This window comes from Amycolatopsis sp. cmx-11-12, assembly GCF_046269425.1.
Classification (GTDB): domain Bacteria; phylum Actinomycetota; class Actinomycetes; order Mycobacteriales; family Pseudonocardiaceae; genus Amycolatopsis.
Map to the genome: position 1 here is coordinate 92,562 of NZ_JADNQM010000027.1, position 24,951 is coordinate 117,512.

Here is a 24,951-nt window from a genome sequence, read left to right on the forward strand (position 1 = left end):
TCACAGTAACAGCACGCAACCCATAACGATTCGGCTGTTTTTGCAGGTCAGCGGGCCGTTATCGGACCGTTTCCTGGCCGAGATAATTCACGGATCGTGAGGCTTGCATCACGTGGATTAAGGGGTGACTGGCCCATTCGTGCGCCTTCGCGCGGTAATGGGCCGCGCACTTTAGCGAGACCTCAAGAAGTTCGCCAGCCCGCGCAGGTCATCGGTATTCAGGTGGTCGACCCCGGCGGCGACCAGCTCTTTCCATAACGCGTCACGTCCTGGTCCAGCGGTATCCGGCGTCGCCCAGAAACGCACACGCTGGCCCGCCGCGTGGGCCCTTTTGACCATTTCGTGTAGTTTCGCCCGCTCCGCGGCGGGGAAGGGGCCGACGCCGGTCCAGGTGAACAGGCCGGTCCAGGAGTCCGAGACCAGCGGGGTCACGCGGGGGTCCGAGCCGATGCCGAGGTCGTTCTCGTCCTTGATCCGGCCGTCATAGAAGGCGAGCCGGAACCTCTGCCCGAGCATCACGTCCTTCGGTCGCCCGCCGGAGATCACCGCGGTGACCGCCCGCTTCTGAACGTGCCCGAACGCGTACAGAGAGAAGAGGAAGGAGTAGCGCGGGTCGTACAGCCGCTTCTCCAGCGCCGCGTAGGTGCTGTTCGCGTCCCCCTTGACGTCGATCAACAGCTGGAACCCGACTGATGCCTTCTCGGCGGGAAAGCGTGCCTCGAAGGGGGCTCGCTGCCGGTAGACGCCGACACCGTGGTTGGCCAGGACGCGCTTGCGCAGCGGCTCCAGGTAGAGCGACTCCAGGGTGCGGTCCGGTCGGGTGTCCGCGAGATCGTGCGCGACCAGCAGTTGCCCGTCCACCAGGTAGATGTCGGCCTCGACGCTGGTGAAACCCTGATCGAGCGCGTCGTGCAGCGGACGCGTGTGCTCGTAGTCGTTGTGGCTGTGCGCCTGCGGCAGCGGCCGGACGCCGCGTTCGTGGGCGGAGGCCGGGGCGGTCGCCAGGCTCGTGGCGGCGACCGCGGCGAGCAACGCGGCGATGATGCGGCGGGGAGTGATCACTGGCGCATCCTCGACGGTTTCGGCGTCCGGTCGGTGAATTCCGGACGGACAGCGGGTCAAAGGCCCCGGAACGGCTCGCGGGGGAGCAAGGGACCTTTGCTCTCACGCGCGCTGCTGGCTGGCGTCTTTTTGGCATCGGGATCGGGCATCGCCGGGCGAACGTGGCGTGTCGCGAAAGCCACTTTCGGGACGTCTGGTGTCCCGAAAGTGGCTTTCGCGACACGAGCATCGTGGCACTATGCACGATTTTCGGGCGAGGCCCTAAGTCCCTGATGCCCCACCTGATCGGCCGGTATACGACTTTGCCGGGGCCCTGCGGGGGAGCCAGGGTCCCGGCAAAGTCGAGGTCTTGCAGGTCAGGCGGCTATTCGCGGCCTGCGTGAGGCTGACGATGAAGGAATTGGGACGTTGAGTGTCCCGATTCCTTCACCGTCAGCGGGCACACCGGTTGCGGAGCCCCCTGAGCGGGGAGGATTCCGGACGTTGAACGTCCGGAATCCTCCCCGCTCGACCCTTTCAGGCCCCAGCGATGCCAAGCCCGGATTACCAAGAGCAGCGCTGACCAGCAGCTCTGCGACTTTGCCGGGACCCTGCGGGGGGAGCAAGGGACCTTTGCTCTCACTTTCGCCGTTCGTGCAGGTCAGCCGCCCGCGAACGGCGGTAGGACGTCCAGTTCGGAGGCGTCGGCCAGCGGTTTGGTGAGATCGCGCACCGCGACGCCGTCCAGCAGGTACGAGACCGCGTCGAGCAGCTTCGCCAGCTTCTCCGGGTGGAGTTCCCGCAGGTGGGCGACGGCGTCGGCGACGCGGGCGCCGTCCGGCAGCGTCACCTTCTCTTCGTCGAAGCCCACGGCCGCGCGGGCCGAGGCGAAGTACCGCACCACGATGGTCACCATGTCAGCCGCCGATCGCGCTCATCGGCCGGATCGGCTGCGCGAAGCCGGCCTCGTTGATCTCGTGCCCGGCGAGCTTGCCCCACATGGTCGCCCGCCACGCGTCCGCTACCTCTTCTTCGCGCGCGCCCGCGCGCACGAGGGCGCGTAGGTCCGTCTCGTCATTGCTGAACAGACAGGACCGCACCGCGCCGTCGGCGGTCAGCCTCGTGCGTTCGCAGGCGCCGCAGAACGGCCTCGTCACCGAGCCGATCACGCCGACGTCGCCCGGCCCGCCGTCGACCAGCCAGCGTTCGGCGGGCGCGCCGCCGCGCGCGGCGGGGAACGGGGACAGGGAGAACGCCTCGCCGAGCATGCCGAGGATCTCGTCGGCGGTGATCATGTCGCGCCGGTTCCAGCCGTGCTGCGCGTCCAGCGGCATCTGTTCGATGAAGCGCAGGTGGTAGCCCTCGTCGAGGCAGAACCGCAGCAGCGGCACGGCCTGGTCCTCGTTCAGCCCGCGCATCAGCACCGCGTTGACCTTCACCGGGTCCAGCCCGGCCTCGCGCGCCGCGGCCATGCCGGCGAGCACGTGGGGCAGCCTGTCGCGACGCGTGATCGTCTCGAACAGCGCGCGGTCGACGGTGTCCAGCGAGACGTTGATGCGGTCCAGTCCGGCCGAGGCGAGCGCCTTCGCGCGCTTGGCGAGCCCGATCCCGTTGGTGGTCATGGAAAGCCGCGGCCGCGGTTCGAGTGCCGCGATCCGCTCGACGATGTGCTCCAGGCCCGCGCGCAGCAAGGGTTCGCCGCCGGTGAGCCGGATGTCGGTGACGCCGAGCCGTTCGACGGCGATCCGCAGCAGGAGCACGAGTTCGTCGTCGGTCAGCACGTCCGCGCTCGGCATCCATTCGAGCCCTTCGGCGGGCATGCAATAGGTACAGCGCAGATTGCACTTGTCGGTGAGCGACACCCTCAGGTCCGTCGCCACCCGGCCGAAGGTGTCGATCAGAGCGGGGTTGTCCGGCCTGGGCGCGGTGGGTCCGCCACGTGTACCGGGGACACGGGGAAACCCGAGATCGACTGCTGTCATTGCCACCAGACTAACCCCGGATCGGGGGAAAACCGACTGTCTAGAATGTCTTTCGCAAAGAATCGGTTTCTTCCCGAAGGGTTTTCCGGATGGCGAAATACCCGCTCTCGGCGGAGGAAATGGCCCGCTTCGCCCATCTCGGCAGGGAAGGCAGCACGCTGACCGTGCTCCGGCAAGCGCACATCGCCGAGCGGATGGGCCTGTCGGCCACCGACCACAAAGCCCTCGAACTCATCGGACAGACGCCGGGACCGTTGACAGCGGGCAGGATCGCCGAACTGACCGGCCTGTCGACAGGCGCTGTGACCGGCGTCATGGACAGACTCGAGAAGGCCGGTCTCGCCCGCCGCGTCCGCGACACCGCCGATCGCCGGAAAGTCCTGATAGAGGTCGTTCCCGGCGCCATGGACCGCCACGCGCCGCTCTTCGAATCCGCGTACACGACCATGAAGGCGCTCCTTGAGGAGTTCTCTCCGGAGGAGCGGAAAGTGCTGGAGCGTTTCCAGAGCGCGTTGCTCGATGGCCTCCGCGACGAACTGCTCGGCAATTCCTCGCGGTCGTAGCTTTTCCGCATCTGCGCCAAGTATCCTCCTGGCATGCCGCAATTTCGGTTGTCTGAAGCCGCTCGCCTGCTCGGAGTCAGTGACGACACCGTCCGCCGCTGGGTGCGCGCGGGCCAGTTGACCGCGTTCGACGACTCGGCGGGCCGCAAGGTCGTCGACGGCGCCGAACTCGCCGCGTTCGCCAAGGCGCAGGCCGAACAGCCCGAGGATCCCTCGACCGTCGGCCGTTCCGCGCGCAACCGGTTCGTCGGCCTGGTCACCGAGGTCATCACGGACAAGGTGATGGCGCAGGTCGAACTGCAATGCGGTCCGCATCGCGTGGTCTCCCTGATGAGTGCCGAAGCCGTCCGCGAACTCGGGCTGCGGCCGGGGGTGCTCGCGGTCGCCGTCGTCAAGGCGACCACCGTCGTGATCGAAACCCCGGAAGGAAGCCGATGAGGAGACTCGTTCCAGCCCTGCTCGCGCTGGCACTGGCCGCGACGGCCTGCGGTTCGGAGCAGCAGCCCGTCACCGCGACGATCGAGTCGAGCACGCTGACGGTGTTCGCGGCGGCGTCGCTGACCGAGTCGTTCGGGGCGCTGGGCAAGCGGTTCGAGGCGCAGAACTCCGGGGTGACCGTGAAGTTCAGTTTCGAGGGCTCCTCGGCACTGGTCCAGAAGCTGACCCAGGGCGCGAAGGCGGACGTGTTCGCCTCCGCCGACCAGGCCAATATGGACAAAGCCGCCAAGGGTGAGGTGCTCGACGGGCAGCCGTCGGTGTTCGCCACCAACCGGCTCGCCATCGCCGTCGGCAAGGGGAATCCCAAGGGCATCAAGGGGCTCGCGGATCTGGCGAAGGACGGGCTGACCGTGGTCGTCTGCGCGCCGCAGGTGCCGTGCGGGGCGGCGGCGAAGAAGGTGCAGCAGTCGTCCGGGGTCACGCTCAAGCCGGCGAGTGAGGAGCAGGACGTCAAGTCGGTGCTCGCGAAGGTGCAGTCGGGCGACGCCGACGCTGGGCTCGTCTACGTCACCGACGCGACGTCGGCGGCCGCGAAGGTGGACAAGGTGGACTTCCCCGAGTCGGCGGGCGCGATCAACAACTACCCGATCGCGGTGGTGAAGGACGCTCCCCAGGCTCACCTCGCCGGGTTGTTCAGGGACTTCGTCCTCAGCGCGGAGGGCAAGCAGGAGCTGGCGAAGGTCGGTTTTGGCGCGCCCTGATCCCGCAACTAGTCACCTACTTGCGATGGATGTGCGCGCAAGACGGCACCGAATCGCGGGGGCCGGGGTCCCATGGGTGCTCTGGCCGCCGGCCGTGTGCGCGCTGGCGCTGGTGGTGCTGCCGGTCGTCGGCCTGCTGGTGCGCTCGGATCTGAGCCGGTTCCCGAGTCTCATCGCTTCGCCGTCGTCGCTGAACGCGCTCAAGCTGTCGCTGATCACGGCCGGACTGTCCACTGTGGCCTGCGTGCTGTTCGGCGTCCCGCTCGCCGTCGTGCTCGCGCGCTCGCGGGCGCGCGGCATCCGCGTACTGCGCGCGGTGGTGCTGCTGCCGCTCGTCCTGCCGCCGGTGGTCGGCGGCCTCGCGCTGCTGTACCTGCTGGGCCGCAAGGGTTTCCTTGGCATCCTGGTGACTACTTTGACCGGCGAGCAGGTGCCGTTCACCACGGCCGCGGTGGTCATCGCGCAGACGTTCGTCGCGATGCCGTTCCTCGTGGTCAGCCTCGAAGGCGCCCTGCGCGGCGCCGGTGACCGCTACGAACGGGTCGCCTCGACGCTTGGCGCGAAGCCGTGGACGGTGTTCCGCCGGGTCACACTGCCGTTGCTGATGCCCGCCCTCGGCTCGGGAATCGTGCTGAGCTTCGCGCGGGCCTTGGGCGAGTTCGGCGCCACGATCACCTTCGCGGGCAGCCTGGAAGGCGTGACCCGGACCCTGCCGCTGGAGGTCTACACCCAGGCCGAGGTCGACGTCGACAGCGCCGTGGCGCTCGCGTTGCTGCTCATCCTGGTCGCCGTCGCGGTGATCGCGCTCGCCCGGCCGCGCGCACTCGAAGGAGTCCGGTCGTGACCCTTTCGGCCGAGATCGCGCTCCGGCGCGGCGAGTTCGCTTTGGACGTCGAGTTCGACGTACCCGACGGCGGTGTGCTCGCCCTGCTCGGCCCGAACGGGTCGGGGAAGTCCAGTGTGCTCGGTTGCCTCGCCGGGCTGCTCCGCCCGGATCGGGCGCGGATCACCTTGGACGGCCGCGGCCTGGCAGGGCTGCCGCCGCACGCGCGCGGCATCGGCCTGCTCTCCCAGGACGCCCTGCTTTTCCCGCATCTGTCCGCTTTGGACAACGTCGCCTTCGCGCCGCGCTCGACCGGCGCCGGACGCGCCGAGGCGAAGCGGCGTGCGCGGGAGTGGCTGACCGAAGTGGACGCGCTCGAACTGGCCGATCGCAAGCCCGCGCAGCTCTCCGGTGGCCAGGCCCAGCGGGTCGCGATCGCGCGAGCGCTGGCTGCCGAGCCGGGGCTTCTGCTGCTCGACGAGCCCTTCGCCGCTCTTGACGTCGACGCGGCACCCGCCATCCGCGGCCTGCTCCGACGGGTGTTGCGCTCCGGACCGCCGACCGTGCTGGTCACCCATGACCCGCTCGACGCGCTGGCGCTGGCCGACCACGTCGCCGTCCTCGACGGTGGCCGGATCGTCGAACGCGGCGAGACCCGGAAGGTCCTCGCGGCGCCGCGTACGGCGTTCACCGCGCGGATCGCCGGGCTGAACCTGGTGCCCGGCGTCGCCGTCGAGGGTGGTTTGCGCACGTCAGATGGGCAGTTGGCGGGGATTCCGGCGGAGGACGTCGTCGAGGGCGAAGCGGCCGTGGCCGTCTTCGCGCCCAGCGCCGTCGCCGTGTACCTGCGGGACGGCGAGCACCGGGGCAGCCCCCGCAACACCGTCGAGGGAATCGTCGACGCGCTCGAACCACACGGACCGGTGATCCGCGTCCGGGCCCGCGGTGACGACTGGGCGGCCGGTCTCGCCGCCGATCTGACCCCCGCCGCGGTCGCCGAACTGGCGCTCGAACCCGGGACACCGGTCAACCTTTCGGTCAAGGCGGCGTCCGTGGCTGTTCACGCCGTCGTGGATCATTAGGCCCGGACCCCGCCCCACCACCGCCCTCAACTGACAGGCTTCGCCTGGCTGTCTAGATTGAAGCCATGAACGAGCGCCGTTGGACGTACCTCAGCGACATGGATGGCGTGCTGGTCAAGGAGGAGCACCTCGTACCCGGCGCGGACGAGTTCCTCAAGGAGCTGCGCGCCAACGACATCGGCTTCCTGGTGCTGACCAACAACTCGATCTATACCCCGCGTGACCTGCGGGCGAGGCTTGAGCGGACCGGTCTCGACATCCCCGAGGAGGCCATCTGGACCTCCGCGCTGGCGACCGCCAAGTTCCTCGCGTCGCAGCGGCCGAACGGCTCGGCGTTCGTGATCGGCGAGGCCGGGCTCACCACGGCGCTGCACGAGGTCGGCTACGTGCTGACCGAACGCGACCCGGACTACGTCGTCCTCGGCGAGACGCGCACGTACAGCTTCAGCGCGATAACCCGCGCGATCAGGCTCATCGAGGGCGGCGCGAAGTTCATCGCCACCAACCCCGACGCCACCGGCCCCAGCGTGGAGGGCTCCATGCCAGCCACCGGCTCGGTCGCCGCGCTGATCGAAAAGGCGACCGGCCGCTCGCCGTACTATGTCGGCAAGCCGAACCCGCTGATGATGCGCTCGGCGCTGCGGCGGCTCGGCGCGCATTCGGAGTCGACGCTGATGATCGGCGACCGGATGGACACCGACGTCCACTCGGGAATCGAGGCCGGATTGCAGACGATCCTGGTGCTGACCGGCATCTCCAGCCGGGAGAGCGCCGAGCACTATCCGTACCGGCCGACCATGATCATCGACTCGATCGCCGATCTGGTCGGGCGCACCGGCGACCCGTTCGGTGAAGGCTGAGCGAGGCGGCGGCGGGAGCAGGGATTATCGTCACAGAGATGCACGACGATCAGCCTCCGTCCCCGACCTATGTGGTCGGTGACGTGCACGGACACCGGGACGAGCTGGCCGGGGCGCTCCGGGAGAAGGGGCTGCTCGACGCCGACGACGACTGGGCCGGTGGTGAAGCGACCCTCTGGTTCCTCGGCGACTTCGTCGACCGGGGTCCCGACGGCGTCGGCGTCATCGACCTGGTGATGCGGCTGGAACGGCAGGCCGCCAAGGCGGGCGGGCACTGCGGGACGCTGCTGGGCAACCACGAGATCCTGCTGCTCGGGATGTACCACTTCGGCGACACGGAGGTGCCGTCCGACTTCGGGCCGCGCAGCTTCGCGCGCAGCTGGGAGATCAACGGCGGGCTGCTCGCCGACCAGGACCGGCTCACGCCGCAGCACATCGAATGGCTGAGTTCACGCCCGATGCTGACGCTGGCCGCCGACCACCTGCTGATGCACTCGGACACGCTGGAGTACCTCGACTGGGGTGCCGACATCGACGAGATCAACGCTCGCGGCCGCGAGATCCTCGAAGGCAGCGACATCCAGGCCTGGTGGGACGTGTGGCGGCGGATGACCACGCGCTACGCCTTCCGCGGCCCGGAAGGCGCCGACGTCGCGCAGCAGCTGATGGACCGGCTCGGCGGCGAGCGGATCGTGCACGGGCACAGCGTCATCGCCGACCAGCTCGGCATCCACCCGGCGCAGATCGAGGGGCCTTATCTCTACGCGGGCGGGAAGGCGCTGGGGATCGACGGCGGGTTGTTCGTCGGCGGCCCTTGCCTGATCATTTCGCTGCCGTGGGAGCCCGAGGACTGAGCCTTACGGCAGCTCCACGATCTCCTTGCCCAGCGGCATCAGCGAGACCGGGATCATCTTGAAGTTCGCCACGCCCAGCGGGATCCCGATGATCGTGATGCACAGCGCGACGCCGGTCAGCACGTGCCCGATCGCGAGCCACAGCCCGGCGAAGAGGAACCAGATGACGTTGCCGATCGTCGACGCCGCCCCGGCGTCGTGCCGGTCGACCACCGTGCGGCCGAACGGCCACAGTGCGTAGGCCGCGATCCGGAACGACGCCAACCCGAACGGGATGGTGACGATCAGGATGCAGCAGATGATGCCGGCGACGATGTAGCCCAGTGCCATCCACAGGCCGCACAGCACGAGCCAGATGACGTTCAGGATCAGGCGCATCAGACGTGCAACTCCCCACTGGCCACGGTGACCGCTTGCCCCGAAAGCAGGACGCGGTCGCCTTCGAGATTCATCCGCACGATGCCACCGCGCGCCGAGGCCTGCTCGCCGACGAGCTCGTCCCTGCCGAGGCGTGCGGCCCAGTACGGCGCCAGGACACAGTGCGCGGAGCCGGTCACAGGGTCTTCGTCGATGCCGATGCCCGGCGCGAAGTACCGGGTGACGAAGTCGATCCCGTCGAGGTCGCCCGGGGCGGTGACCATCAGCCGTCCGGTCCAGTGCGCGCGCAGCGCGGCCAGGTCGAGGTCGAGCGATCGGACCATCGCGGCGTCGTCCACCACCGCGAACAGGGTCTGGCGACCGCGTCCGACGTACTCGAACGAGACGCCCGGCAGGATCGAGGACAGGTCGTCGTCCGATTCCCGGGGCGGATCCGACGGGAAGTCCATCGACACCCAGCCGTCTTCGGCGCGGCAGCGCAACTCGCCGCTTCTCGTCGTGAAGGTCTGCTCGCCGCCCAGGACGTGCGTGGTCGCCAGCGTCGCGTGCCCGCACAGGTCGACCTCGGTCTCCGGCGTGAACCAGCGAAGCGACTTCGGCCCTTCACCGCCGACCTCGACGAAGGCCGTCTCGGCGTGCTTCAACTCGGCAGCGACGGACCGCATCCAACCCGCGTCGCCCGGCGAGTCCAGCAGCACGACACCGGCGGAGTTGCCGGCGAAGGCCTCGGAGGTGAAGGCGTCGACGATGTAGAGGCGCATGATCCCGACGATATCGGCCACGGCCGGACCCGGCCTCCGGGTTTCCCCTGAGGTGGTCTCCACTTGCAGGTGTCCCTGGTCACCGGCGCTTTCTAGACTCGACGCGTCGATGCCGCCGAACGCAGGAGTCTCCATGCCCGACGCCCCAGCATTACCGAGTTACGCATCGGGAATCTCGGCCACCCCGCTGCTGGGGGACACCATCGGCGACAACTTCGACCGCACCGTCGCCGCCTTCGGTGACCGGGACGCGCTCGTCGACCGGGCGGCCGGAAAACGCTGGACCTACAACGAACTCGCCGCCGAGGTGAACGCGCTCGCGCTGGGCCTGCTGGACCTCGGGATCGCCAAGGGCGACCGCGTCGGCATCTGGTCGCCGAACCGCGCGGAGTGGACGCTCACCCAATATGCGACCGCGAAGATCGGCGCGATCCTGGTCAACATCAACCCGGCGTACCGCTCGCACGAACTCGAGTACGTGCTGAACCAGGCCGGGATCAAGCTCATCGTGGCCGCGAACTCGTTCAAGACCTCGGATTACGCGGGCATGATCGCCGAAGCCGGGCCGAAATGCCCAGCGCTGGAACACGTCGTGCTGCTCGACAGCCCCGCGTGGCCGTCGCTGCTGGAGATCGGCGGCAAAGCCGACCGCGCGCCGCTGACCAAGCGGCAAAGCGAGTTGTCCGCGGACGACCCGATCAACATCCAGTACACCTCCGGCACGACGGGCTTCCCCAAGGGCGCCACGCTGAGCCACCACAACATCCTGAACAACGGCTACTTCGTCGGCGAACTCTGCAACTACACCGAAGCCGACAAGATCTGCATCCCCGTGCCCTTCTACCACTGCTTCGGCATGGTGATGGGCAATCTCGCCGCCACCAGCCACGGCGCGTGCATGGTCATCCCGGCGCCCGCGTTCGAACCGAAGGCCACCCTAGAGGCCGTCGCGGCCGAGAAATGCACGTCCCTGTACGGGGTTCCGACGATGTTCATCGCCGAACTGGCCGACCCTGACTTCGAGTCCTACGACCTCTCCTCGCTGCGCACCGGGATCATGGCGGGCTCGCCCTGCCCGGTCGAGGTGATGAAGCAGGTCATCGAGCGGATGGGCATGGCGGAGGTGTCGATCTGCTACGGCATGACCGAGACGTCGCCGGTGTCCACGCAGACCCGCGCGGACGATTCGGTGGAGCGGCGGGTGTCGACGGTCGGGCGGGTCGGGCCGCATCTGGAGGTCAAGGTCGTCGATCCGGAGACCGGGCTGACCGTGCCGCGCGGGGAGCCGGGCGAATTCTGCACGCGCGGCTACTCGGTGATGCTCGGTTACTGGGAGCAGGCGGACAAGACGGCCGAGGCGATCGACGCGGCGCGATGGATGCACACCGGCGACCTCGCGATCATGGACGCCGACGGGTACGTCACCATCACCGGCCGGATCAAGGACATGGTCATCCGCGGCGGGGAGAACCTGTACCCGCGTGAGATCGAGGAGTTCCTCTACACCCACCCGGACATCCTCGACGCACAGGTCATCGGCGTCCCCGACGTGAAGTACGGCGAGGAACTGATGGTGTGGGTCCGCCTGCGCGAGGGCGCGCCACCGCTGACGGCCGAGGCGCTGCGGGAGTTCTGCGAGGGGAAACTGGCGCGCTACAAGATCCCGCGCTACGTCCACGTCGTCGAGGATTTCCCGATGACGGTGACCGGCAAGGTGCGCAAGGTCGAGATGCGGGAGCAAGCGATCGGCATCCTCGGACTGGAGGCGGCGGCCTCGACCGAACACGCTTGACACTTTAAGGCAACCTGTCACAGGACTGAGGCGTGTTCCTTGTGCGGCAGGAAGTTCCGCAGAGCGCGGGACAGTGGGGGCCGCCTAGGGGAAACATGTCCATCCAACGGGGTAAACGTCTATTGGCCACGTTCGCGGTGGCCGCGGCACTTCCGCTCTCCCTGCCCGCGGTCGCGAGCGCGGCGGCCGGGCCGGTCGATCTCGGCCTGTTGCCAGGTGACGAGATGACGACGGTGACGGCGGTCGGTGACCGGGGGCAGCTCGTCGGGGAGTCCTGCAGCACCGAGCCGCATACGCATTTCTGCACGGCGGTGAAATGGGACCGGAGCGGCCGGATCTCCCGGCTGGCGTCCCTGCCCGGCGGCTTCGGATCCCCGAAGGCGATCAACGGGAGCGGGGTGGCCGTCGGCAACTCGACCGGAATGGACCTGAGCACGCGGGCCGTGCGCTGGTCCCCGGACGGCGCGATCACCGAACTGCCGGCGTCCCCGGGCGGCCGGACCTGGGAGGCGACGGGGATCAGCACGCTCGGCGTCATCGTCGGATCGGGTCAGGACGCCGACAGCCGCCAGCACGGGCTGCGCTGGGACCCGTCCGGGAACGTCACGGTGCTCGCCGCCCCGCCGATGGCGAGGAGCTACTACGCGACCGCGATCACCCGTGACGGGCGGTTCATCGCCGGACAGATGTCCGGGGCCGACGGCAGCAACCGGGTCTTGCGCTGGAACGCCGCCGGCGAGGTCACCGTGCTCGGTCCCGCGGACGAGTACAGCACGTTCGGCGAGCTGAACGCCTCCGGCGAGATCGTCGGCAGGACCACGATCAACGACCGGTACGCGGCGGTGAAGTGGACCGCGGACGGCCGCATGATCGAACTCGGCTGGATGAACTCGTACGCCACGGAGGCATTGGGGCTCAACGGTTCCGGGGTCTCGGTGGGCATGGGTTACGTCGATGCCTCGGGCACCCCGGCCCCGGTGCGGTGGGCCGCCGACGGGACGATGACCCTGCTGGCGCCCACCGACGGCCAGGCCGAGGACATCGACCCGCGTGGCCGGATCGTCGGCAGGGCGGGCAACGCCGCGCTCTGGGACGCGAACGGGGTGCGGACCGACCTCGGAACGCTGCCGGGCGGCGGTTTCAGCCGGGCGCAGCTGATCGGTCTCGACGGGACGATCGCGGGTGGCGCGGTCGCCGCGGACGGCAACTGGCACGCCGTCTACTGGCCCGCGAAGTAGGTCCGTGAAGGCCTCCTTCCCTACTTTCAGGGTCAGGGTTCCGGCAAAGTCGCAGAGCTGCTGATCAGTGCTGCTCTTGGTAATCCGGGCTTGGCATCGCTAGTGCCCGCAAGGGTCGAGTGGGGAGGATTCCGGACGTTGAACGTCCGGAATCCTCCCCGCTCAGGGGGCTCCGCAACCGGTGTGACCCGTGACGGTGAAGGAATGGGGACACTGAACGTCCCCATTCCTTCATCGTCAGCCTCATGCAGGCGGCGAATAGCCGACTGAACTGCAAGATCTCGACTTTGTCGGGGCCCTGACTTTCAGGGTAGGGAAGGAGGCCTTCACGGCATGCTAAGCCGTCACAGCGGCAGCGGCCGCGGCGATCGCCTTCGCGTCTTCTTCACCGAAGGTCTCTTCGAGGTTCTCCGGTGAGTAGTCGAGGTCGATCTGCTCCACCGGCATCCCGCGCGCGGACTCGATCGCGCCGAGACGGCGCTGCGCCCGGTCGGCCGCGTACTGGATGATCTCCTCCGGGTCGGTGTCGAATGGGACCTCCTCGAACTGGTCCTGTACCCACTGGATCATGTTGAGCGCGTGGGGAAGCAGCTCACCCATGCGTTGCTGCACCGCGTCCCAGAGCGAGTCGTCGGCGGCGACGTGACGGCGGCAGGTGAAGGTGCCCCAGGCCATGTGGCGGCGTTCGTCGTCGCCGATGCGGCGCACGAGTTCCTGCATACCCGGCAGGATGTCGTGCTGCGTGCAGATCAGCTGCCACGAGTAGTACCCGGTCAGCGCGAGGCTGCCTTCGATGACGTGGTTGTAGGTGACGCTCGCGCGGATCTGGTTGAGCGGGCTGGGATCGTCCTCCAGCGCCCGCAGCGACCGCGGCAGCTCTTCGTAGAAAAGCTTGCGGTAGTGGGGATTCTCGGCGACGTACGGATGCAGGTCCTCGGTCAGCCCGACGGCGTCCATCCAGCGCCGGAACACCTCGGTGTGCTTGGCCTCTTCGAAACAGAACTGCGTCAGGTACATCTCGTCGCCGAACCGGCCGGTCGCGGACATCGCCCGCATGAACGGCTGGATGTCTTCGGTGACCGCCTCTTCCCCCGCGATGAACTGCGCCACGAGGTATGTCGCTGACCGCTGCTGGTCCGGGTTGAGGGTGTCCCAGCCCTCGCGTTCGCGGGAGAAGTCGATGCCGGCGGGATTCCAGAACTTCTTGTTGCCCTTGACGAACAGCCGTAGCGGGAACGAGTCCCAGTTCAGCCCGCCCTTGCGCAGTGAGGAAAACCCGGTCCGCAGCTCAGAGAGCGTATCGGTCACAATGCCTCCTTCGAATCGTGGGTCAGCGCCCGTATCGCGGGCGCCAGAACTGCGACGACGGAGGCCGCCGCCTCGTCGGCCGAATGCGTCGGCATGACGAGATGGGACAGGGAAAGCCGCACGACGGTCTCCGCCAGCAGCGCGGCCGACTCCGTCGAAAGCGACGGCTCGAACTCGCGGTACTGCCCGGTCGCGACCTCGGTGGCGGCGGTCAGGATCGGTTCGCCCTTGGTGGTGAGCAGCGGCAAGAGGTCTTCACCGGCCCCGGTCCCCAGCGCGGTGGCGACGAGACGGTTCTCGCGGGCGTGCTCGATCGTGTAGACGACGGCCTCGCGGATTCCGTCGAGGAGGTCTTGCGCGTCCTCGACGCGCAGCCGGATGCCCTCCAGGAACTCCGAAGTCGTCCGGAGCACGACGGCCTGGGCTAGCGCGGCTTTGTTGCCGAACTCGTTGTAGACGGTCTGCCTGCTGACTCCGGCATGCGCGGCGACGTCCGCCATTCGCAGCGCCGTGAAGCCGCGCTCGGTGAGCAGTTCGGTGGCGGCGTCGAGGAGAGCCTCCCGCAGTGAGGCCTTGGTCCGATCGGTGAAGCTCGTGATCTCGCCCACACTCCCAGCTTGACACAGGACGCGCGCATGTCAAAGGAGTTGACGAGTACCTGTCCGGTGTAAATGAGTCGGTGGTGGCGGCTACCGTGGCGGTGTGGGCATCACCGTGGGGTTCGACCTCGACATGACACTGATCGATCCGCGGCCGGGCATGGTCGCGGTGATGAACGCGCTCGGCGTGGAATCCGGTCTGCCGCTGGACGGCGAGTTCTTCGCGGCCAACCTCGGCCCGCCCCTCGACGACAGCCTGCGCGGGTTCGGGGCGCCGGAAGAGCGCATCCCGGAACTGGTGACGCGGTTCCGCGCGATGTACCCGGAGACCGTCGTGCCGGTGACGGTGGCGCTGCCCGGGGCTGCCGAAGCACTGCACGCGGTCCGCGAAGCAGGCGGGCGCACCGTCGTCGTCACCGGGAAGTACGGGCCCAACGCGAAACTGCACTTGGACGCCCTCGGTCTCGAGGTCGACGTCCTCGTCGGAGAGCTGTGGTCGACACAGAAAGCGGCCGCGCTCACCGAGCACGGCGCCAGTGTCTATGTGGGGGACCATCTCGGTGACGTCCGCGGCGCGCTGGCGGCGGGCGCGGTACCCGTCGGGGTGACGACAGGCCCGTGCACCAAGGCGGAACTGCTCGCGGAAGGAGCCGACGTGGTGTTCGACTCCCTGACCGAGTTCCCCGGCTGGTTCAGCTCTTTCGGCGAGCCTCGCGAACCAGCGCGATCAGGCCGAGGGCCAGACCCAGCGGAGTGATCACGCCCGCCGCGGCGGACAGCCACACCGGGAGGTTCTCCAGCCCGGCGGCGAACAGGACGAACACGGCTGTGACGGCGATCATGCCGATCGCGAACAGGCCGATGCCCACGCGCATGAGGATGGGCTTGCCGGGCTTTTCGGGGACGGCCACGGCGGCCTCCTTTGCTGCGGTCTCCATGAAGCAGAGGGTATCCGCCGGTATCGGCTTCTCCACAGGGCATGTGTCGAGATACGCTTATGGGACGCGCGCCCTGGGTACGCCCCCGGGCGCGTTCGTTGTGAGCGGGACAGCAAAGGACTGGTGAGAGAAGTGCCGACCGGCAAGGTCAAGTGGTACGACGCGGAGAAGGGTTTCGGTTTCGTCACCCAGGATGGGGGCGCCGACGTCTACATCCGTAAAGCCGCGCTGCCGCAGGGCGTCGAAGGGCTCAAGGCGGGCCAGCGCCTCGAGTTCGGTGTCGCCGACGGCCGCCGCGGCCCTCAAGCGCTCTCTGTCCGCCTGCTGGACCCGCCGCCCTCGGTCGCCGAGGCGCGCCGCCGTCCCGCCGAGGAGCTGCACGGGCTCATCGAGGACATGATCAAGCTGCTCGAGCTCAAGGCGCAGCCGGATCTGCGGCGCAACCGCTACCCGGACCGCAAGAACACCAAGCAGATCGCCGAGATCATGCGCGCCGTCGCCCGGGATCTCGATCCCTGATCGGCACCCAGCCGGTGTTATGAACGGTCCGTTCATTACAAATCCTGTTATGAACGGACCGTTCATAACAGGATTTGTCGTTGGGCCCGAGGCACGTCAGGTGTCGTGGCGAGGTAGCGAAGGACTCTTTCACTACCTTCAGGGTAGGCAAGGAGGCCTTCAAGACCTGGTGAACTAGAGGGTGGGCGGTTCCACCTGGAGCGACCAGATCGCCGTGGTGACCGCTTCCGCGTCCTCCGGACGTCCCGTCTGGCTGATCACCGAAGCCTGCGCCACCTCGACGACGAGGATCTGGTCGTCGGGCCGGGGTGTCGTCACGGTGTAGGCGAACCGGTCCAGCGACGTGATGATGTCCTGCTTCAGTTCCTGCGGCTCGCCCTTGCCGTTCACGTACTGCACCGTGACCTTCCACGGCGTTTCCGCGATCCCGCTCGGCACCGAGATCTGCACCGGCTTCCCCGGCCGGACGCGCAGCTTGCCCGCGGCGTCGGGTTTGGTGGTGCACTGGGCGCTCGCGACGTCGCAGGACGCCAGCGGGGTGACGTTCACCGTCTTCCCGTCGGCGAAGAAGGTCACCTCTTCGGGGCCGGGGGCCGAGCAACCGGCCACCACGAAACCACCCGCCGCGAGCAGGGCCAAAATACGAAGTCGCCGCATACGGTGAAGATTACGAGCCCGGCCGCCACCGGGAGTCACCGGCCTCCGACGGGATGGGTGTTTCGCTGGTCGGCTGTGGGCGCAGCGGCCGGTCGCCGCCGAGACCCGGGATCAGCGAGGTCCCGCGCCGGACCATGAACGTCTGCGTGAAGCCGACGGCCAGCAGGATCGACAGCACGAGGAACCCGATCCAGTACGTCGGCGGCAGCAGAAGGCCGACGGCGCCGCCGAAGCACCAGGCCATTTGCAGCACGGTCTCGGATCGCCCGAACGCCGACGCGCGCGACTCTTCCGGCAGGTCTTCCTGGATGACGGCGTCGAGGCTGATCTTCGCCAGCGCGCTCGCGGTCGCGCCGACGAGCGCGACGATCGCCGCCGTCGCCAGTCCCGCCGCCACGGTGGCGATGACCGCGATGCCAAGACAGGCCCCGACACAGGCCAGGATCACCTGATCCGGTTTGCCGAAGTGCAGCCGCGAACCCAGCGCGTTGCCGAGGAAACCACCGGCACCGGCCGCGGCGCCGATGATGCCGAGCAGCAGCAACTGGTCGAACGGGCTCTGCCCGCTGCCCTCGGCCTGTGCCTTCACCGCGAACGCGGAGAACATCATCAAGAACCCGGTCAGCACGCGGACGGTGCCGTTGCCCCACAACGAGACGACGATCTGGCGCCCCATCGGCTGCCGCTGCTTCTTGATCCGCCGTTCGGGATGCGCGGACAGCGACGCCGGGACCTCGCCCTCGGTCTTCTCGACCCACGACGGGATCCGCATCGACTGCACGGCGGCGGCGACACAGATCACCATGGTGAACCACAGCGCGCCCTGAGAACCCCAAATCCCGTTGAACCCGCTCGCCAGCGCGCCGAACACACCGGCGGCGACCAGGCCGAACACGGTGAGCCGGGCGTTCGTCTTCGAAAGGGTGATCTCGGGTGGCAGCACCCGGGGCGTCATCGCCGCCTTGAGCACGGTGAACGACTTCGACAGCACCATCATGCCCAGCGCCGCCGGGTACAGGAGCCAGTCGTCGAAGTGCAGTGCCATCACGATGGCCATCAGCGCCTGACCGGCCGAGGACACGCACATCGCGAGCCTGCGGCCGCGCTGGATCTTGTCCAGCGCCGGGCCGATCACCGGCGCCACCAGCGCGAACGGGGCGATCGTGATGAGCAGGTAGAGCGCGACCTTCCCCTTGCTCTCCCCGCTGGTGGCGGCGAAGAACAGGGTGTTGGCCAGCGCGATCGCCATCGCGGCGTCGCTGGCGTAGTTCAGCATCACCGCGTACGTCAGCGAAGTCAGGCCCGATTTGTCGGCGCCGTCCGCCTTCGTCGCGCGCTGGAACGCGCCGACGGCCTGCCCGGTGAGCTGACGGCTGCGCATCGCCGCGACCCGGGTGACCGTGATCTTCTTCGGCAGCTTCGGCATCGATCCCGCACGCGGCGGGACAGCGGTCGTCGGATGCTCCTGTGGCAGTTCCTCGGCGCCGCGCGGCTCGCCCGCGTAACCGCCGGTGTCGTAGTGCTCGTACTCGCCGCTGCCCGGCGGGTGCTCGTCGTAGAACCCGGCGGGACGACGCCGGACGGGTTCGGTCTGCCGCTGCGAAGGATCGGGGTACGGCCGCGCGCCGCGCGGCGGTGTCCGAGGCGGGGGCGGCGGTGGTGGCTGGTGGTGCCCCATCGGGATCGCGCTGGTGCGTGCCTCGTCGGCGGTCGGCCCGGCCGGATGCGGCTGGTAGTGCGGGTGGGGCTGCGGCTGGGGGCGGGCCGCGCGGGGCGGGACCGGCGGCACCGGCTGCTGGTCGACCCGGGTCGGCGGCGGCGCGGACCAGCTGCGCGCCTGGGGCGCGCCGGGCTCCGGCGTCCACTTCCGCTTGCTCTTGCGGCCGCGCTCCTTGCCCGACCGGCCGGAACGCGTGCCGTCGGGTCCAGAGTTCGAGCCGAAGATTCCCACCCTTCAATCCTGCCTTACGCAGGGACCGCTTCGCGCGTTCACCACTGCATTCGTCTAGGTCCGGACGAATGTCACCCGGAACATCTTGGGCCAGAGCTTGCCGGTGAGCAGGAATTCGTCGGTCCCTGGCACCGCCGCGATGCCGTTGAGGACGTCGGCGGAGCTTCGTTCTTCGGGAGTGAGGAGCCCGGACGCGTCGATCTCGCCGGTGACCCGCCCGGACGCGGCGTCGATCCGCAGGATCTTGTCCGTCTGCCAGACGTTCGCGTACACCGAGTCCCCGACGCACTCCAGTTCGTTCAGCTGGTCACGCCCGACATCGACGCTGCCAGTCGGCGCGAAGGACGCGGGATCGCGGAACGTCAGCTTCGACGAGCCGTCGCTCATCACCAGCCGCCCGTCGTGGTGGCACAGGCCCCAGCCCTCGCCGGTGTAGTCGACGCGCCTGCGCTCGGCCAGCGTCTTGGCGTCGCGTTCGATCGCGACGCCGTCCTGCCAGGTGATCTGCCAGGCCGTCGGCCCGAGCACGGTGATGCCTTCGCCGAACAGCCCCGGCAGTTCCTGGCGGACCGACGGCGCCGCGCCCGCGGGCCCGGCCCGCATCGACGACTTCCCGACCAGGCCGGTCCCTTCGTACAGCGTCTCGCCGGAGAACTCGAGGCCCTGGGTGAACGCGGCCGTGTCATGGGGCAGGGACGAAAGCACCCGCACCTTGAGGTTCTCCGGCGCGGGCGGGGCGGCGTCGCTCACCGGCGCGGCGGCGCAGCCACCGAGGACGGCGGCCAGCAGGAGCGAGGTGGTCGTCAGCGTGCGCACGCGGACAGCCTGACACGGACCGCGATATCGCGTGCGGCAGAATGGGGGCATGACCCTGCTGTTGACCCTGGACGACGGCTCTATCCAGCGCAAACTCGCCGAGGCGGTCGATCTCGCCCGCGCGGCGGTGCTGGAGGACGCCGGTGCCGAGCAGGTCGGCGCGCACGTCGGCGTCGACCGGGAGGACGCGGTTTCCGCGAGTCACCTGTTCGAGGCGACCGTGTCGGGTTATCGAGGTTGGCGCTGGTCGGTCACGGTCGCGCTCGCCGGCGAGGAAGAGCCGATCACGGTCAGCGAGGTCGTGCTGATCCCGGGGCCGGAATCGCGCGTCGCCCCGGCGTGGGTGCCGTGGGATCGCCGCGTCCAGGCCGGCGACCTCGGCGTCGGCGACATCTTCCCGGTGGAGAAGGACGACCCGCGGCTCGCTCCGGCGTACCTGGCGTCCGACGACCCCGCGGTCGAAGAGGTCGCCATGGAGACCGGTCTCGGCCGGGTCCACGTCCTTTCCCGGCACGGCAGGCTCGACGCCGCCGCCCGCTGGCACGACGGCGAATTCGGCCCGCGGTCGGATATGGCGCGCAGCGCGCCGGACGTCTGCGGCAGCTGCGGGTTCTTCGTGTCGCTCGCGGGATCGCTCAGCGCGGCCTTCGGCGCGTGCACCAATGACATCTCCCCGGCGGACGGTCACGTCGTCGACGTCGCGTACGGCTGCGGCGCGCACTCCGAGATCGAGGTCGAGGTGACCTCGTCGGTGCCGGTGGCGGAACTGGTCTACGACGACTCGCTGATCGACTTCGAGCCTGAGGTTCCCGCCGAACCCGAGCCCGAGCCCGAGACCGCCGAGGTCCAGCCGGAAGCCGACGCCGAAAGCGCCAGTGAGCACTGACCCGTTCGGTACCGAGCGGCTCCGTGCCGCCGTCCTGCGCGCCTGGGCGGATTCGCCGACGCGGTTCACCGAGGACACCAACACCGAGAACGATCTGCGCGTCGGCGGCTACCGCGACCGGTTGTTCGTCGAGCTGGCGCAGAACGCCGCCGACGCCGCGCTGGCCGCCGGTGCGCGTGGCAGGCTCCGGGTGTCCGTTGTGGACGGTGAGCTGAGATTCGCCAACACGGGCGCGCCACTGGACGCGCGCGGTGTCGAATCCCTTGCTTCCCTTCGTGCTTCCGGCAAGGGTGAAGAGACCGTCGGCCGCTTCGGTGTCGGGTTCGCCGCCGTGCTCACGGTTTCCGCCGAACCGCGGATCGTTTCGGCGACCGGCGGGGTCGCGTTTTCCGCGGACCGCACGCGTACCGAATCCGCCCGCACCGGCGACGTCTCCGTACTCCGGCTCCCGTGGCCGGTTGGCGGCGACGAACCGCCCGTACCCGAAGGTTTCACCACCGAGGTCCGGCTTCCGGTGCGCGAGGGCGTCGACCTTCCCGCGTTGCTGGCGGATCTGAAGAACGACATCGGCGATCTGCTGCTCACCCTGTCCTGGCTGGAGAGCATCGAGGTCGAGGGCGGTGCCTGGCACCGCACCGATCTCGGGGACGGCGTCGTCGAACTCTCGTCTCCGGACGGCTCCGCCGAGCACTGGCAGGTCCACCGCGGCGAGGTCGTCTGGGCCGTCCCGCTCGACGGATCCGGTTCACCGCGTCCGCTCGGCGAGGACGTCCTGCACGCCCCGACGCCGACCGATGACGAACTTTCCCTGCCCGCCAGGCTGATCGCGACGCTGCCGATCGAGCCGTCGCGCCGACGCGCGCTGCCGGGGCCGGAGCTGACCGCGGCACTGAAGGGCGCCGCGCGGGAGTACGTCGATCTCGTCCGTTCCTTGCCCTCGAAGGAACGCCTGGCGCTCGTTCCCGGTGGCGGGTTCCCGCGTTCCACTGTGGACGGAACACTGCGCGAGGCCATCCTCGAAAATCTCACCGATTCGCCTTGGCTTCCCGCGCAAGCGGGTGACGACTTGCCGGGGCGTCAGGCGCGGGTCCTGTCGGTGGACGTGCCGGGGTTGGCGCCCCTGCTGGCCGATTTGGTGCCAGGATTGGTCTCACTGTCCGGTGTGGACCTTCGCGCTGTCGGCGCTCAGACCCTTTCGCCCGCCGAGGCCATCGAACTGCTGACCGGGGCCCAGCGCGAGCCGTCTTGGTGGCACTCGCTCTACGACGTGCTGCTCCCGGCGCTCGAAGCGCACGACCTCGCCAAGGACGATCTCGGCGCCCTGCCGGTCCCGATGTCGGACGGCCGCACCCTGCCCGGCGTGCGCGACGCGCTGCTCGTCGGCGGCTCGGCGGAACTGCTTGAACTCCTGTCCGATGTGGACATCATCGGACTCCGGCTCGTGCACCCGGCCGCTGCGCATCCGTTGCTGGAACGCTTGGGCGCCAAGCACTCCGAGGCGAGCGACCTGCTCGAAGCCGACGCGCTGAGCGCCGCCGTCGAACGCAGTGTCGAAGACGTCCAGTCCGGTTTGGACGGTATGGCGCTGGCAGGCGCGGTGCTCCGCCTGATCGCCGAAGTCGGCGACGACGCCCCCGAATGGGCGGGTGCCTTGGCGCTGCCGGGCGAAGACGGCTGGCGGCGCGCGGACGAACTCGTCCTGCCCACTTCGCCGCTGGGCGACATCTTCGACCCCGAAGTGTTCGAAGAAGACGGCGCGTTGTCCGTGCTGGACGAGGAATTCGCCGAAGACTGGCCGGTGGGCACACTCATCGCGGTCGGCGTGCTGGATTCCTTCGCACTGGTCACCGACGAAGACCCGCTGGAGCCGGACCACGGCCTGCCCGACGAACACGACTGGTGGGACTCGTCCGAACGGCCGCCGTCCCGGGTGCTCGCCGTGCGCGATCTCGACCTCGTCGCCGACGACGCCTGGCCCGAAGCCCTGCGGCTGCTGGCTTCCCGTCCGGAAACCTGGCGTGCCCTCACCGAACCCGGCGGGCATGCCGGCTGGTGGCTCGCGCGGTACGCGCTGCTGGACGGGCACGCGCCGCTCGACTGGCGTATGCCGGACGCCGCCGCGCTGGCCGGTCTCTACGACGTCGTCCCGGATTCGGGGCTGAGCAAGGAAATCCTGCTCGCCGCGGGGGTACGGACGGCGTTGGGAACCGAGACCGCCGAGGACGTCGAAGATCTGCTGGAGCGGCTCGGGGATCCGGAGCGCACGGTGAGTCCTGGGCTCGCTTCCCGGGCGCACGCCGTCCTCGCGGAAGCAGGAGTGGACGTCGAGGCGCCGGAGCGTGTCCGGGTCGCGGACGGTTCGGCCGCCGACGCCGGGAACGCCGTCGTGCTGGACGTGCCGTGGTTCGTCGCCGTGCTCGCGCCGGAGCGGATGGTCGTCTCGGCGAGTGGCGCTGGTGCGCTCGCGGAGCTGCTGGACCTGCCGCTGGCGAGCGGTCTCGACGCCAAGGTCACCGAAGACGGCGAGTTCGTGCCGTGGACGGAGCTTTCCGCGCTCCGGCTGGCCGCCGATCAGCTGGGTGTCGAGCTGCCCGAGGGCGGGGTGCTGCTGCACGAGGCGCTGACAGTGACCTTTGAGGACGCGGAGCACGACGTCGCCTGGTGGTCCGACGGCAGGCTGCACGCCGCCGATACCCCCGAAGGCCTCGGGCGGGCCTTCGCCTGGGCCACGGACCGGTGGGCCGATCGGCACGTCCTCACGGCCCTGCTCGACGACCCCTCGCCCTCCGCCCTCCTCAACTGACGCAATTAGTCCTCTAGTTGCGGTACTTGCGCAGGGCAACTACCGCAACTAGAGGACGAATTGCGGAGGAAATCAGAAGCGTTGGGCGGTTTTCGAGCCGCGCCGGGCGGCGGCGCGCTGCCACGCGATGATGGCGAGGCCGATGAAGCCGAGCACGAGGCCGGAGAGGGACGTCTGCACCCAGATGCCGTCGGTCACAAAGAACAGGACCACGGTCGCGACCGCCCAGAGCGCGGTACCTACGATCACGACCGGCGTCAGGTCGGTCAGCCGCTTCGGCAGTTCCGGCGTTGGCCGCAATGAACCGTTTACTTCCCCGGAATTGATCGATTCGCCCACGTGGGGAAGGGTACCCGGCAACGGGCGAAGGGTGGTACGCGATGGCGGAGCAGCGCACCCGGTCCACACTGGACCGGTACTTCAAGATCAGCGAGCGCGGCTCGACACCGGGCCGTGAGGTCCGCGGTGGGATCGTCACCTTCTTCACGATGGCGTACATCGTCGTCCTCAACCCGCTGATCATCGGCAGCTTCTCCGCTTCCGACGCCGGCGCGCACAAGGACGTGCTGGGCAACATCCTCCCCGTCCCGCAGGTCGCCGCGGTGACCGCGCTGGTCGCGGGCGTGCTGACCATCATCATGGGGCTGGTCGCGAACTACCCGTTCGCCATCGCCACCGGCCTCGGCATCAACAGCCTGATCGCGGTCACCTTCGCCTCGCAGATGACCTGGCCGGAGGCGATGGGCCTGGTGGTGATCGAGGGGCTGGTCATCGTCCTGCTGGTCTTCGCCGGGATCCGCACGGCGGTGTTCAACGCCGTCCCGCCACCGCTCAAATCGGCGATCGCCGTCGGCATCGGCCTGTTCATCTGCCTGATCGGCCTGGTCGACGCGGGATTCGTCCGGCGCGTCCCGGACGACGCGAAGACCACCGTGCCGGTCGGGCTCGGGATTAACGGCTCGATCGCTTCGTGGCCGACCGTCGTGTTCGTCGTCGGCCTGCTGCTCACCGGCATCCTGGTCGCGAAGCGGGTCAAGGGCGCGATCCTGATCGGTGTCCTCGTCTCGACCGTGCTGGCGATCGTCATCGAGGCGATCACGAAGGTCGGCCCGTCCAAGGGCGTCGACCCGCAGGGCTGGAACCTCGGTTACCCGGCGCTGCCCGACCAGGTCCTCGGCCTGCCGGACCTCTCGCTCGTCGGCGACATCTCCTTCGGCGCCTGGACGCGGCTGCCGATCATCACCGTCGTGCTGCTGGTGTTCACCCTGGTGCTGGCGGACTTCTTCGACACCATGGGTTCGATGACCGGGCTGGCCAAGGAGGCGGACCTCCTGCCGCCGGACGGCAAGCTCCCGAACGTCGGCAAGGCCCTGTTCGTCGACGGCACCGCCGCGGTGGCGGGCGGCTTCGCGTCGTCGAGTTCGAACACCGTCTTCGTCGAGTCCGCGTCCGGTATCGCCGAAGGCGCCAGGACCGGGCTCGCGAACGTGGTCACCGGCGTGCTCTTCATCGCGGCGATGTTCCTGACGCCGCTGTATCAGGTCGTCCCGGTCGAGGCCGCGGCTCCGGCACTGGTCGTCGTCGGCGCGCTGATGATGAGCCAAGTCAAGGAGATCGACTTCTCCGACTTCACCGTCGCGCTGCCCGCGTTCCTGACGATCGTGGTCATGCCGTTCACCTACTCGATCGCAAACGGCATTGGCGCGGGCTTCGTCAGCTTCGTCGTCCTCCGCGCCGTCACTGGCAAGGCGAAGGGCATCCACCCGCTGATGTGGGGCATCGCGGTGATGTTCCTGGCCTACTTCGCGGTCGGGCCGATCCAGGCCGCGTTCCACTGACCAGCGGTTATGTCAGCCGTGGGCGATCTCACGGGAAGATGATCCGATCGTGAGGTATGCTAA

Annotated in this window: 26 protein-coding genes; 14 read left to right on the forward strand and 12 right to left on the reverse strand. The window is 68.8% G+C overall.

Annotated features, from left to right (window positions below; genetic code table 11):
* Nucleotides 1–171: 171 nt before the first annotated feature.
* From ACLARN_RS30710 to moaA, 3 genes are all read right to left on the reverse strand, one after another.
* The gene (locus ACLARN_RS30710) at nucleotides 172–1,062 is read right to left on the reverse strand and encodes a phosphatidylinositol-specific phospholipase C/glycerophosphodiester phosphodiesterase family protein (RefSeq protein WP_409494960.1); all 891 of its coding nucleotides are present in this window, start codon (nucleotides 1,060–1,062) and stop codon (nucleotides 172–174) included.
* Nucleotides 1,063–1,702: 640 nt separating this feature from the next.
* The gene (locus ACLARN_RS30715) at nucleotides 1,703–1,957 is read right to left on the reverse strand and encodes a MoaD/ThiS family protein (protein ID WP_409494961.1); all 255 of its coding nucleotides are present in this window, start codon (nucleotides 1,955–1,957) and stop codon (nucleotides 1,703–1,705) included.
* 1 nt (nucleotide 1,958) lies between these two features.
* Nucleotides 1,959–3,023 carry a GTP 3',8-cyclase MoaA gene (gene moaA / locus ACLARN_RS30720; RefSeq protein ID WP_409494962.1) on the reverse strand — a complete coding sequence of 355 codons (1,065 nt, stop codon included), beginning with the start codon at nucleotides 3,021–3,023 and terminating at the stop codon, nucleotides 1,959–1,961.
* 89 nt (nucleotides 3,024–3,112) lie between these two features.
* Here moaA and ACLARN_RS30725 point away from each other — a divergent pair, with 89 nt between their 5' ends.
* The 7 genes from ACLARN_RS30725 (at nucleotide 3,113) to ACLARN_RS30755 (ending at nucleotide 8,404) form a co-directional block, all read left to right on the forward strand.
* The gene (locus ACLARN_RS30725) at nucleotides 3,113–3,586 is read left to right on the forward strand and encodes a MarR family transcriptional regulator (protein ID WP_409494963.1); all 474 of its coding nucleotides are present in this window, start codon (nucleotides 3,113–3,115) and stop codon (nucleotides 3,584–3,586) included.
* A 33-nt stretch (nucleotides 3,587–3,619) separates the two neighbouring features.
* Entirely contained in the window at nucleotides 3,620–4,024 is a 405-nt protein-coding gene (locus ACLARN_RS30730) for a molybdopterin-binding protein (RefSeq protein ID WP_409494964.1), read from the forward strand.
* Nucleotides 4,021–4,785, forward strand: coding sequence for a molybdate ABC transporter substrate-binding protein (modA, locus tag ACLARN_RS30735; RefSeq protein WP_409494965.1), 765 nt, complete (start codon nucleotides 4,021–4,023; stop codon nucleotides 4,783–4,785). Before ACLARN_RS30730 ends, modA begins: the two co-directional genes overlap by 4 nt.
* Nucleotides 4,786–4,810: 25 nt before the next feature.
* A complete protein-coding gene (locus tag ACLARN_RS30740; protein WP_409494966.1) occupies nucleotides 4,811–5,629 on the forward strand; it encodes an ABC transporter permease in 819 nt (272 codons plus the stop codon).
* The gene (locus ACLARN_RS30745; RefSeq protein ID WP_409494967.1) at nucleotides 5,626–6,690 is read left to right on the forward strand and encodes a sulfate/molybdate ABC transporter ATP-binding protein; all 1,065 of its coding nucleotides are present in this window, start codon (nucleotides 5,626–5,628) and stop codon (nucleotides 6,688–6,690) included. The genes ACLARN_RS30740 and ACLARN_RS30745 overlap by 4 nt, the downstream gene beginning before the upstream one ends.
* A 65-nt stretch (nucleotides 6,691–6,755) precedes the next feature.
* On the forward strand, nucleotides 6,756–7,550 hold the full coding sequence (locus ACLARN_RS30750) for an HAD-IIA family hydrolase (RefSeq protein ID WP_037318851.1): 795 nt from the start codon (nucleotides 6,756–6,758) through the stop codon (nucleotides 7,548–7,550).
* Between the two features lie 38 nt (nucleotides 7,551–7,588).
* Complete coding sequence (locus ACLARN_RS30755) at nucleotides 7,589–8,404, forward strand: metallophosphoesterase family protein (protein ID WP_409494968.1); 816 nt, start codon at nucleotides 7,589–7,591, stop codon at nucleotides 8,402–8,404.
* A gap of 3 nt (nucleotides 8,405–8,407) precedes the next feature.
* On the opposite strand, the gene ACLARN_RS30760 is transcribed toward ACLARN_RS30755, so the two are convergent.
* Together ACLARN_RS30760 and ACLARN_RS30765 are read right to left on the reverse strand one after the other, a co-directional pair.
* Nucleotides 8,408–8,782, reverse strand: coding sequence for a YccF domain-containing protein (locus tag ACLARN_RS30760; RefSeq protein WP_409494969.1), 375 nt, complete (start codon nucleotides 8,780–8,782; stop codon nucleotides 8,408–8,410).
* Nucleotides 8,782–9,543 carry a PhzF family phenazine biosynthesis protein gene (locus ACLARN_RS30765; RefSeq protein ID WP_409495005.1) on the reverse strand — a complete coding sequence of 254 codons (762 nt, stop codon included), beginning with the start codon at nucleotides 9,541–9,543 and terminating at the stop codon, nucleotides 8,782–8,784. The genes ACLARN_RS30760 and ACLARN_RS30765 overlap by 1 nt, the downstream gene beginning before the upstream one ends.
* A gap of 133 nt (nucleotides 9,544–9,676) precedes the next feature.
* Between ACLARN_RS30765 and ACLARN_RS30770 the strand changes: the two genes are divergently transcribed.
* Both ACLARN_RS30770 and ACLARN_RS30775 read left to right on the forward strand, forming a co-directional pair.
* On the forward strand, nucleotides 9,677–11,335 hold the full coding sequence (locus tag ACLARN_RS30770; protein ID WP_409494970.1) for an AMP-binding protein: 1,659 nt from the start codon (nucleotides 9,677–9,679) through the stop codon (nucleotides 11,333–11,335).
* Nucleotides 11,336–11,430: 95 nt separating this feature from the next.
* On the forward strand, nucleotides 11,431–12,573 hold the full coding sequence (locus tag ACLARN_RS30775) for a hypothetical protein (RefSeq protein WP_409494971.1): 1,143 nt from the start codon (nucleotides 11,431–11,433) through the stop codon (nucleotides 12,571–12,573).
* Between the two features lie 336 nt (nucleotides 12,574–12,909).
* On the opposite strand, the gene ACLARN_RS30780 is transcribed toward ACLARN_RS30775, so the two are convergent.
* Together ACLARN_RS30780 and ACLARN_RS30785 are read right to left on the reverse strand one after the other, a co-directional pair.
* Complete coding sequence (locus ACLARN_RS30780; protein WP_409494972.1) at nucleotides 12,910–13,881, reverse strand: R2-like ligand-binding oxidase; 972 nt, start codon at nucleotides 13,879–13,881, stop codon at nucleotides 12,910–12,912.
* Nucleotides 13,878–14,489 (reverse strand): TetR/AcrR family transcriptional regulator, encoded by a 612-nt coding sequence (locus ACLARN_RS30785; RefSeq protein ID WP_409494973.1) that lies wholly within the window; start codon nucleotides 14,487–14,489, stop codon nucleotides 13,878–13,880. The genes ACLARN_RS30780 and ACLARN_RS30785 overlap by 4 nt, the downstream gene beginning before the upstream one ends.
* A 94-nt stretch (nucleotides 14,490–14,583) precedes the next feature.
* Between ACLARN_RS30785 and ACLARN_RS30790 the strand changes: the two genes are divergently transcribed.
* On the forward strand, nucleotides 14,584–15,237 hold the full coding sequence (locus tag ACLARN_RS30790; protein WP_409494974.1) for an HAD family hydrolase: 654 nt from the start codon (nucleotides 14,584–14,586) through the stop codon (nucleotides 15,235–15,237).
* Here the strand turns inward: ACLARN_RS30790 and ACLARN_RS30795 are convergent.
* Nucleotides 15,173–15,418, reverse strand: a complete 246-nt coding sequence (locus tag ACLARN_RS30795; RefSeq protein ID WP_409494975.1) for a hypothetical protein — start codon at nucleotides 15,416–15,418, stop codon at nucleotides 15,173–15,175. The two genes, ACLARN_RS30790 and ACLARN_RS30795, sit on opposite strands and share 65 nt — an antisense overlap.
* 132 nt (nucleotides 15,419–15,550) lie before the next feature.
* Here ACLARN_RS30795 and ACLARN_RS30800 point away from each other — a divergent pair, with 132 nt between their 5' ends.
* Entirely contained in the window at nucleotides 15,551–15,937 is a 387-nt protein-coding gene (locus ACLARN_RS30800; RefSeq protein ID WP_101610878.1) for a cold-shock protein, read from the forward strand.
* 174 nt (nucleotides 15,938–16,111) lie between these two features.
* Here the strand turns inward: ACLARN_RS30800 and ACLARN_RS30805 are convergent, their stop codons facing one another.
* The 3 genes from ACLARN_RS30805 to ACLARN_RS30815 are packed head-to-tail and all read right to left on the reverse strand — an operon-like array spanning nucleotide 16,112 to nucleotide 19,361.
* Nucleotides 16,112–16,594: a DUF2771 family protein gene (locus ACLARN_RS30805; protein ID WP_409494976.1), complete on the reverse strand. Its 483-nt coding sequence runs from the start codon at nucleotides 16,592–16,594 to the stop codon at nucleotides 16,112–16,114.
* A gap of 10 nt (nucleotides 16,595–16,604) precedes the next feature.
* Complete coding sequence (locus ACLARN_RS30810; protein WP_409494977.1) at nucleotides 16,605–18,545, reverse strand: MFS transporter; 1,941 nt, start codon at nucleotides 18,543–18,545, stop codon at nucleotides 16,605–16,607.
* A gap of 54 nt (nucleotides 18,546–18,599) precedes the next feature.
* Complete coding sequence (locus tag ACLARN_RS30815) at nucleotides 18,600–19,361, reverse strand: glutaminyl-peptide cyclotransferase (protein WP_409494978.1); 762 nt, start codon at nucleotides 19,359–19,361, stop codon at nucleotides 18,600–18,602.
* A gap of 49 nt (nucleotides 19,362–19,410) precedes the next feature.
* On the opposite strand from ACLARN_RS30815, the gene ACLARN_RS30820 reads away from it, so the two are divergent.
* Nucleotides 19,411–20,247 carry a DUF3027 domain-containing protein gene (locus ACLARN_RS30820; protein ID WP_409494979.1) on the forward strand — a complete coding sequence of 279 codons (837 nt, stop codon included), beginning with the start codon at nucleotides 19,411–19,413 and terminating at the stop codon, nucleotides 20,245–20,247.
* Nucleotides 20,237–23,050 carry a sacsin N-terminal ATP-binding-like domain-containing protein gene (locus tag ACLARN_RS30825; RefSeq protein WP_409494980.1) on the forward strand — a complete coding sequence of 938 codons (2,814 nt, stop codon included), beginning with the start codon at nucleotides 20,237–20,239 and terminating at the stop codon, nucleotides 23,048–23,050. The genes ACLARN_RS30820 and ACLARN_RS30825 overlap by 11 nt, the downstream gene beginning before the upstream one ends.
* A gap of 72 nt (nucleotides 23,051–23,122) precedes the next feature.
* Here ACLARN_RS30825 and ACLARN_RS30830 read toward each other — a convergent pair whose 3' ends face one another.
* Nucleotides 23,123–23,350 (reverse strand): DUF2530 domain-containing protein, encoded by a 228-nt coding sequence (locus ACLARN_RS30830; protein WP_409495006.1) that lies wholly within the window; start codon nucleotides 23,348–23,350, stop codon nucleotides 23,123–23,125.
* Nucleotides 23,351–23,430: 80 nt separating this feature from the next.
* Here ACLARN_RS30830 and ACLARN_RS30835 point away from each other — a divergent pair, with 80 nt between their 5' ends.
* Entirely contained in the window at nucleotides 23,431–24,888 is a 1,458-nt protein-coding gene (locus ACLARN_RS30835; RefSeq protein ID WP_409494981.1) for an NCS2 family permease, read from the forward strand.
* Nucleotides 24,889–24,951 lie beyond the last annotated feature (63 nt).

Excerpts from the sequence above, each read along its gene's own strand:
- ACLARN_RS30715 (WP_409494961.1), bottom strand. The coding sequence starts at position 1,957 with ATGGTGACCATCGTGGTGCGGTACTTCGCCTCGGCCCGCGCGGCCGTG.
- moaA (WP_409494962.1), bottom strand. The coding sequence starts at position 3,023 with ATGACAGCAGTCGATCTCGGGTTTCCCCGTGTCCCCGGTACACGTGGC.
- ACLARN_RS30725 (WP_409494963.1), top strand. The coding sequence starts at position 3,113 with ATGGCGAAATACCCGCTCTCGGCGGAGGAAATGGCCCGCTTCGCCCAT.
- ACLARN_RS30730 (WP_409494964.1), top strand. The coding sequence starts at position 3,620 with ATGCCGCAATTTCGGTTGTCTGAAGCCGCTCGCCTGCTCGGAGTCAGT.
- modA (WP_409494965.1), top strand. The coding sequence starts at position 4,021 with ATGAGGAGACTCGTTCCAGCCCTGCTCGCGCTGGCACTGGCCGCGACG.
- ACLARN_RS30740 (WP_409494966.1), top strand. The coding sequence starts at position 4,811 with ATGGATGTGCGCGCAAGACGGCACCGAATCGCGGGGGCCGGGGTCCCA.
- ACLARN_RS30750 (WP_037318851.1), top strand. The coding sequence starts at position 6,756 with ATGAACGAGCGCCGTTGGACGTACCTCAGCGACATGGATGGCGTGCTG.
- ACLARN_RS30755 (WP_409494968.1), top strand. The coding sequence starts at position 7,589 with ATGCACGACGATCAGCCTCCGTCCCCGACCTATGTGGTCGGTGACGTG.
- ACLARN_RS30760 (WP_409494969.1), bottom strand. The coding sequence starts at position 8,782 with ATGCGCCTGATCCTGAACGTCATCTGGCTCGTGCTGTGCGGCCTGTGG.
- ACLARN_RS30765 (WP_409495005.1), bottom strand. The coding sequence starts at position 9,543 with ATGCGCCTCTACATCGTCGACGCCTTCACCTCCGAGGCCTTCGCCGGC.
- ACLARN_RS30770 (WP_409494970.1), top strand. The coding sequence starts at position 9,677 with ATGCCCGACGCCCCAGCATTACCGAGTTACGCATCGGGAATCTCGGCC.
- ACLARN_RS30775 (WP_409494971.1), top strand. The coding sequence starts at position 11,431 with ATGTCCATCCAACGGGGTAAACGTCTATTGGCCACGTTCGCGGTGGCC.
- ACLARN_RS30795 (WP_409494975.1), bottom strand. The coding sequence starts at position 15,418 with ATGGAGACCGCAGCAAAGGAGGCCGCCGTGGCCGTCCCCGAAAAGCCC.
- ACLARN_RS30805 (WP_409494976.1), bottom strand. The coding sequence starts at position 16,594 with ATGCGGCGACTTCGTATTTTGGCCCTGCTCGCGGCGGGTGGTTTCGTG.
- ACLARN_RS30820 (WP_409494979.1), top strand. The coding sequence starts at position 19,411 with ATGACCCTGCTGTTGACCCTGGACGACGGCTCTATCCAGCGCAAACTC.
- ACLARN_RS30835 (WP_409494981.1), top strand. The coding sequence starts at position 23,431 with ATGGCGGAGCAGCGCACCCGGTCCACACTGGACCGGTACTTCAAGATC.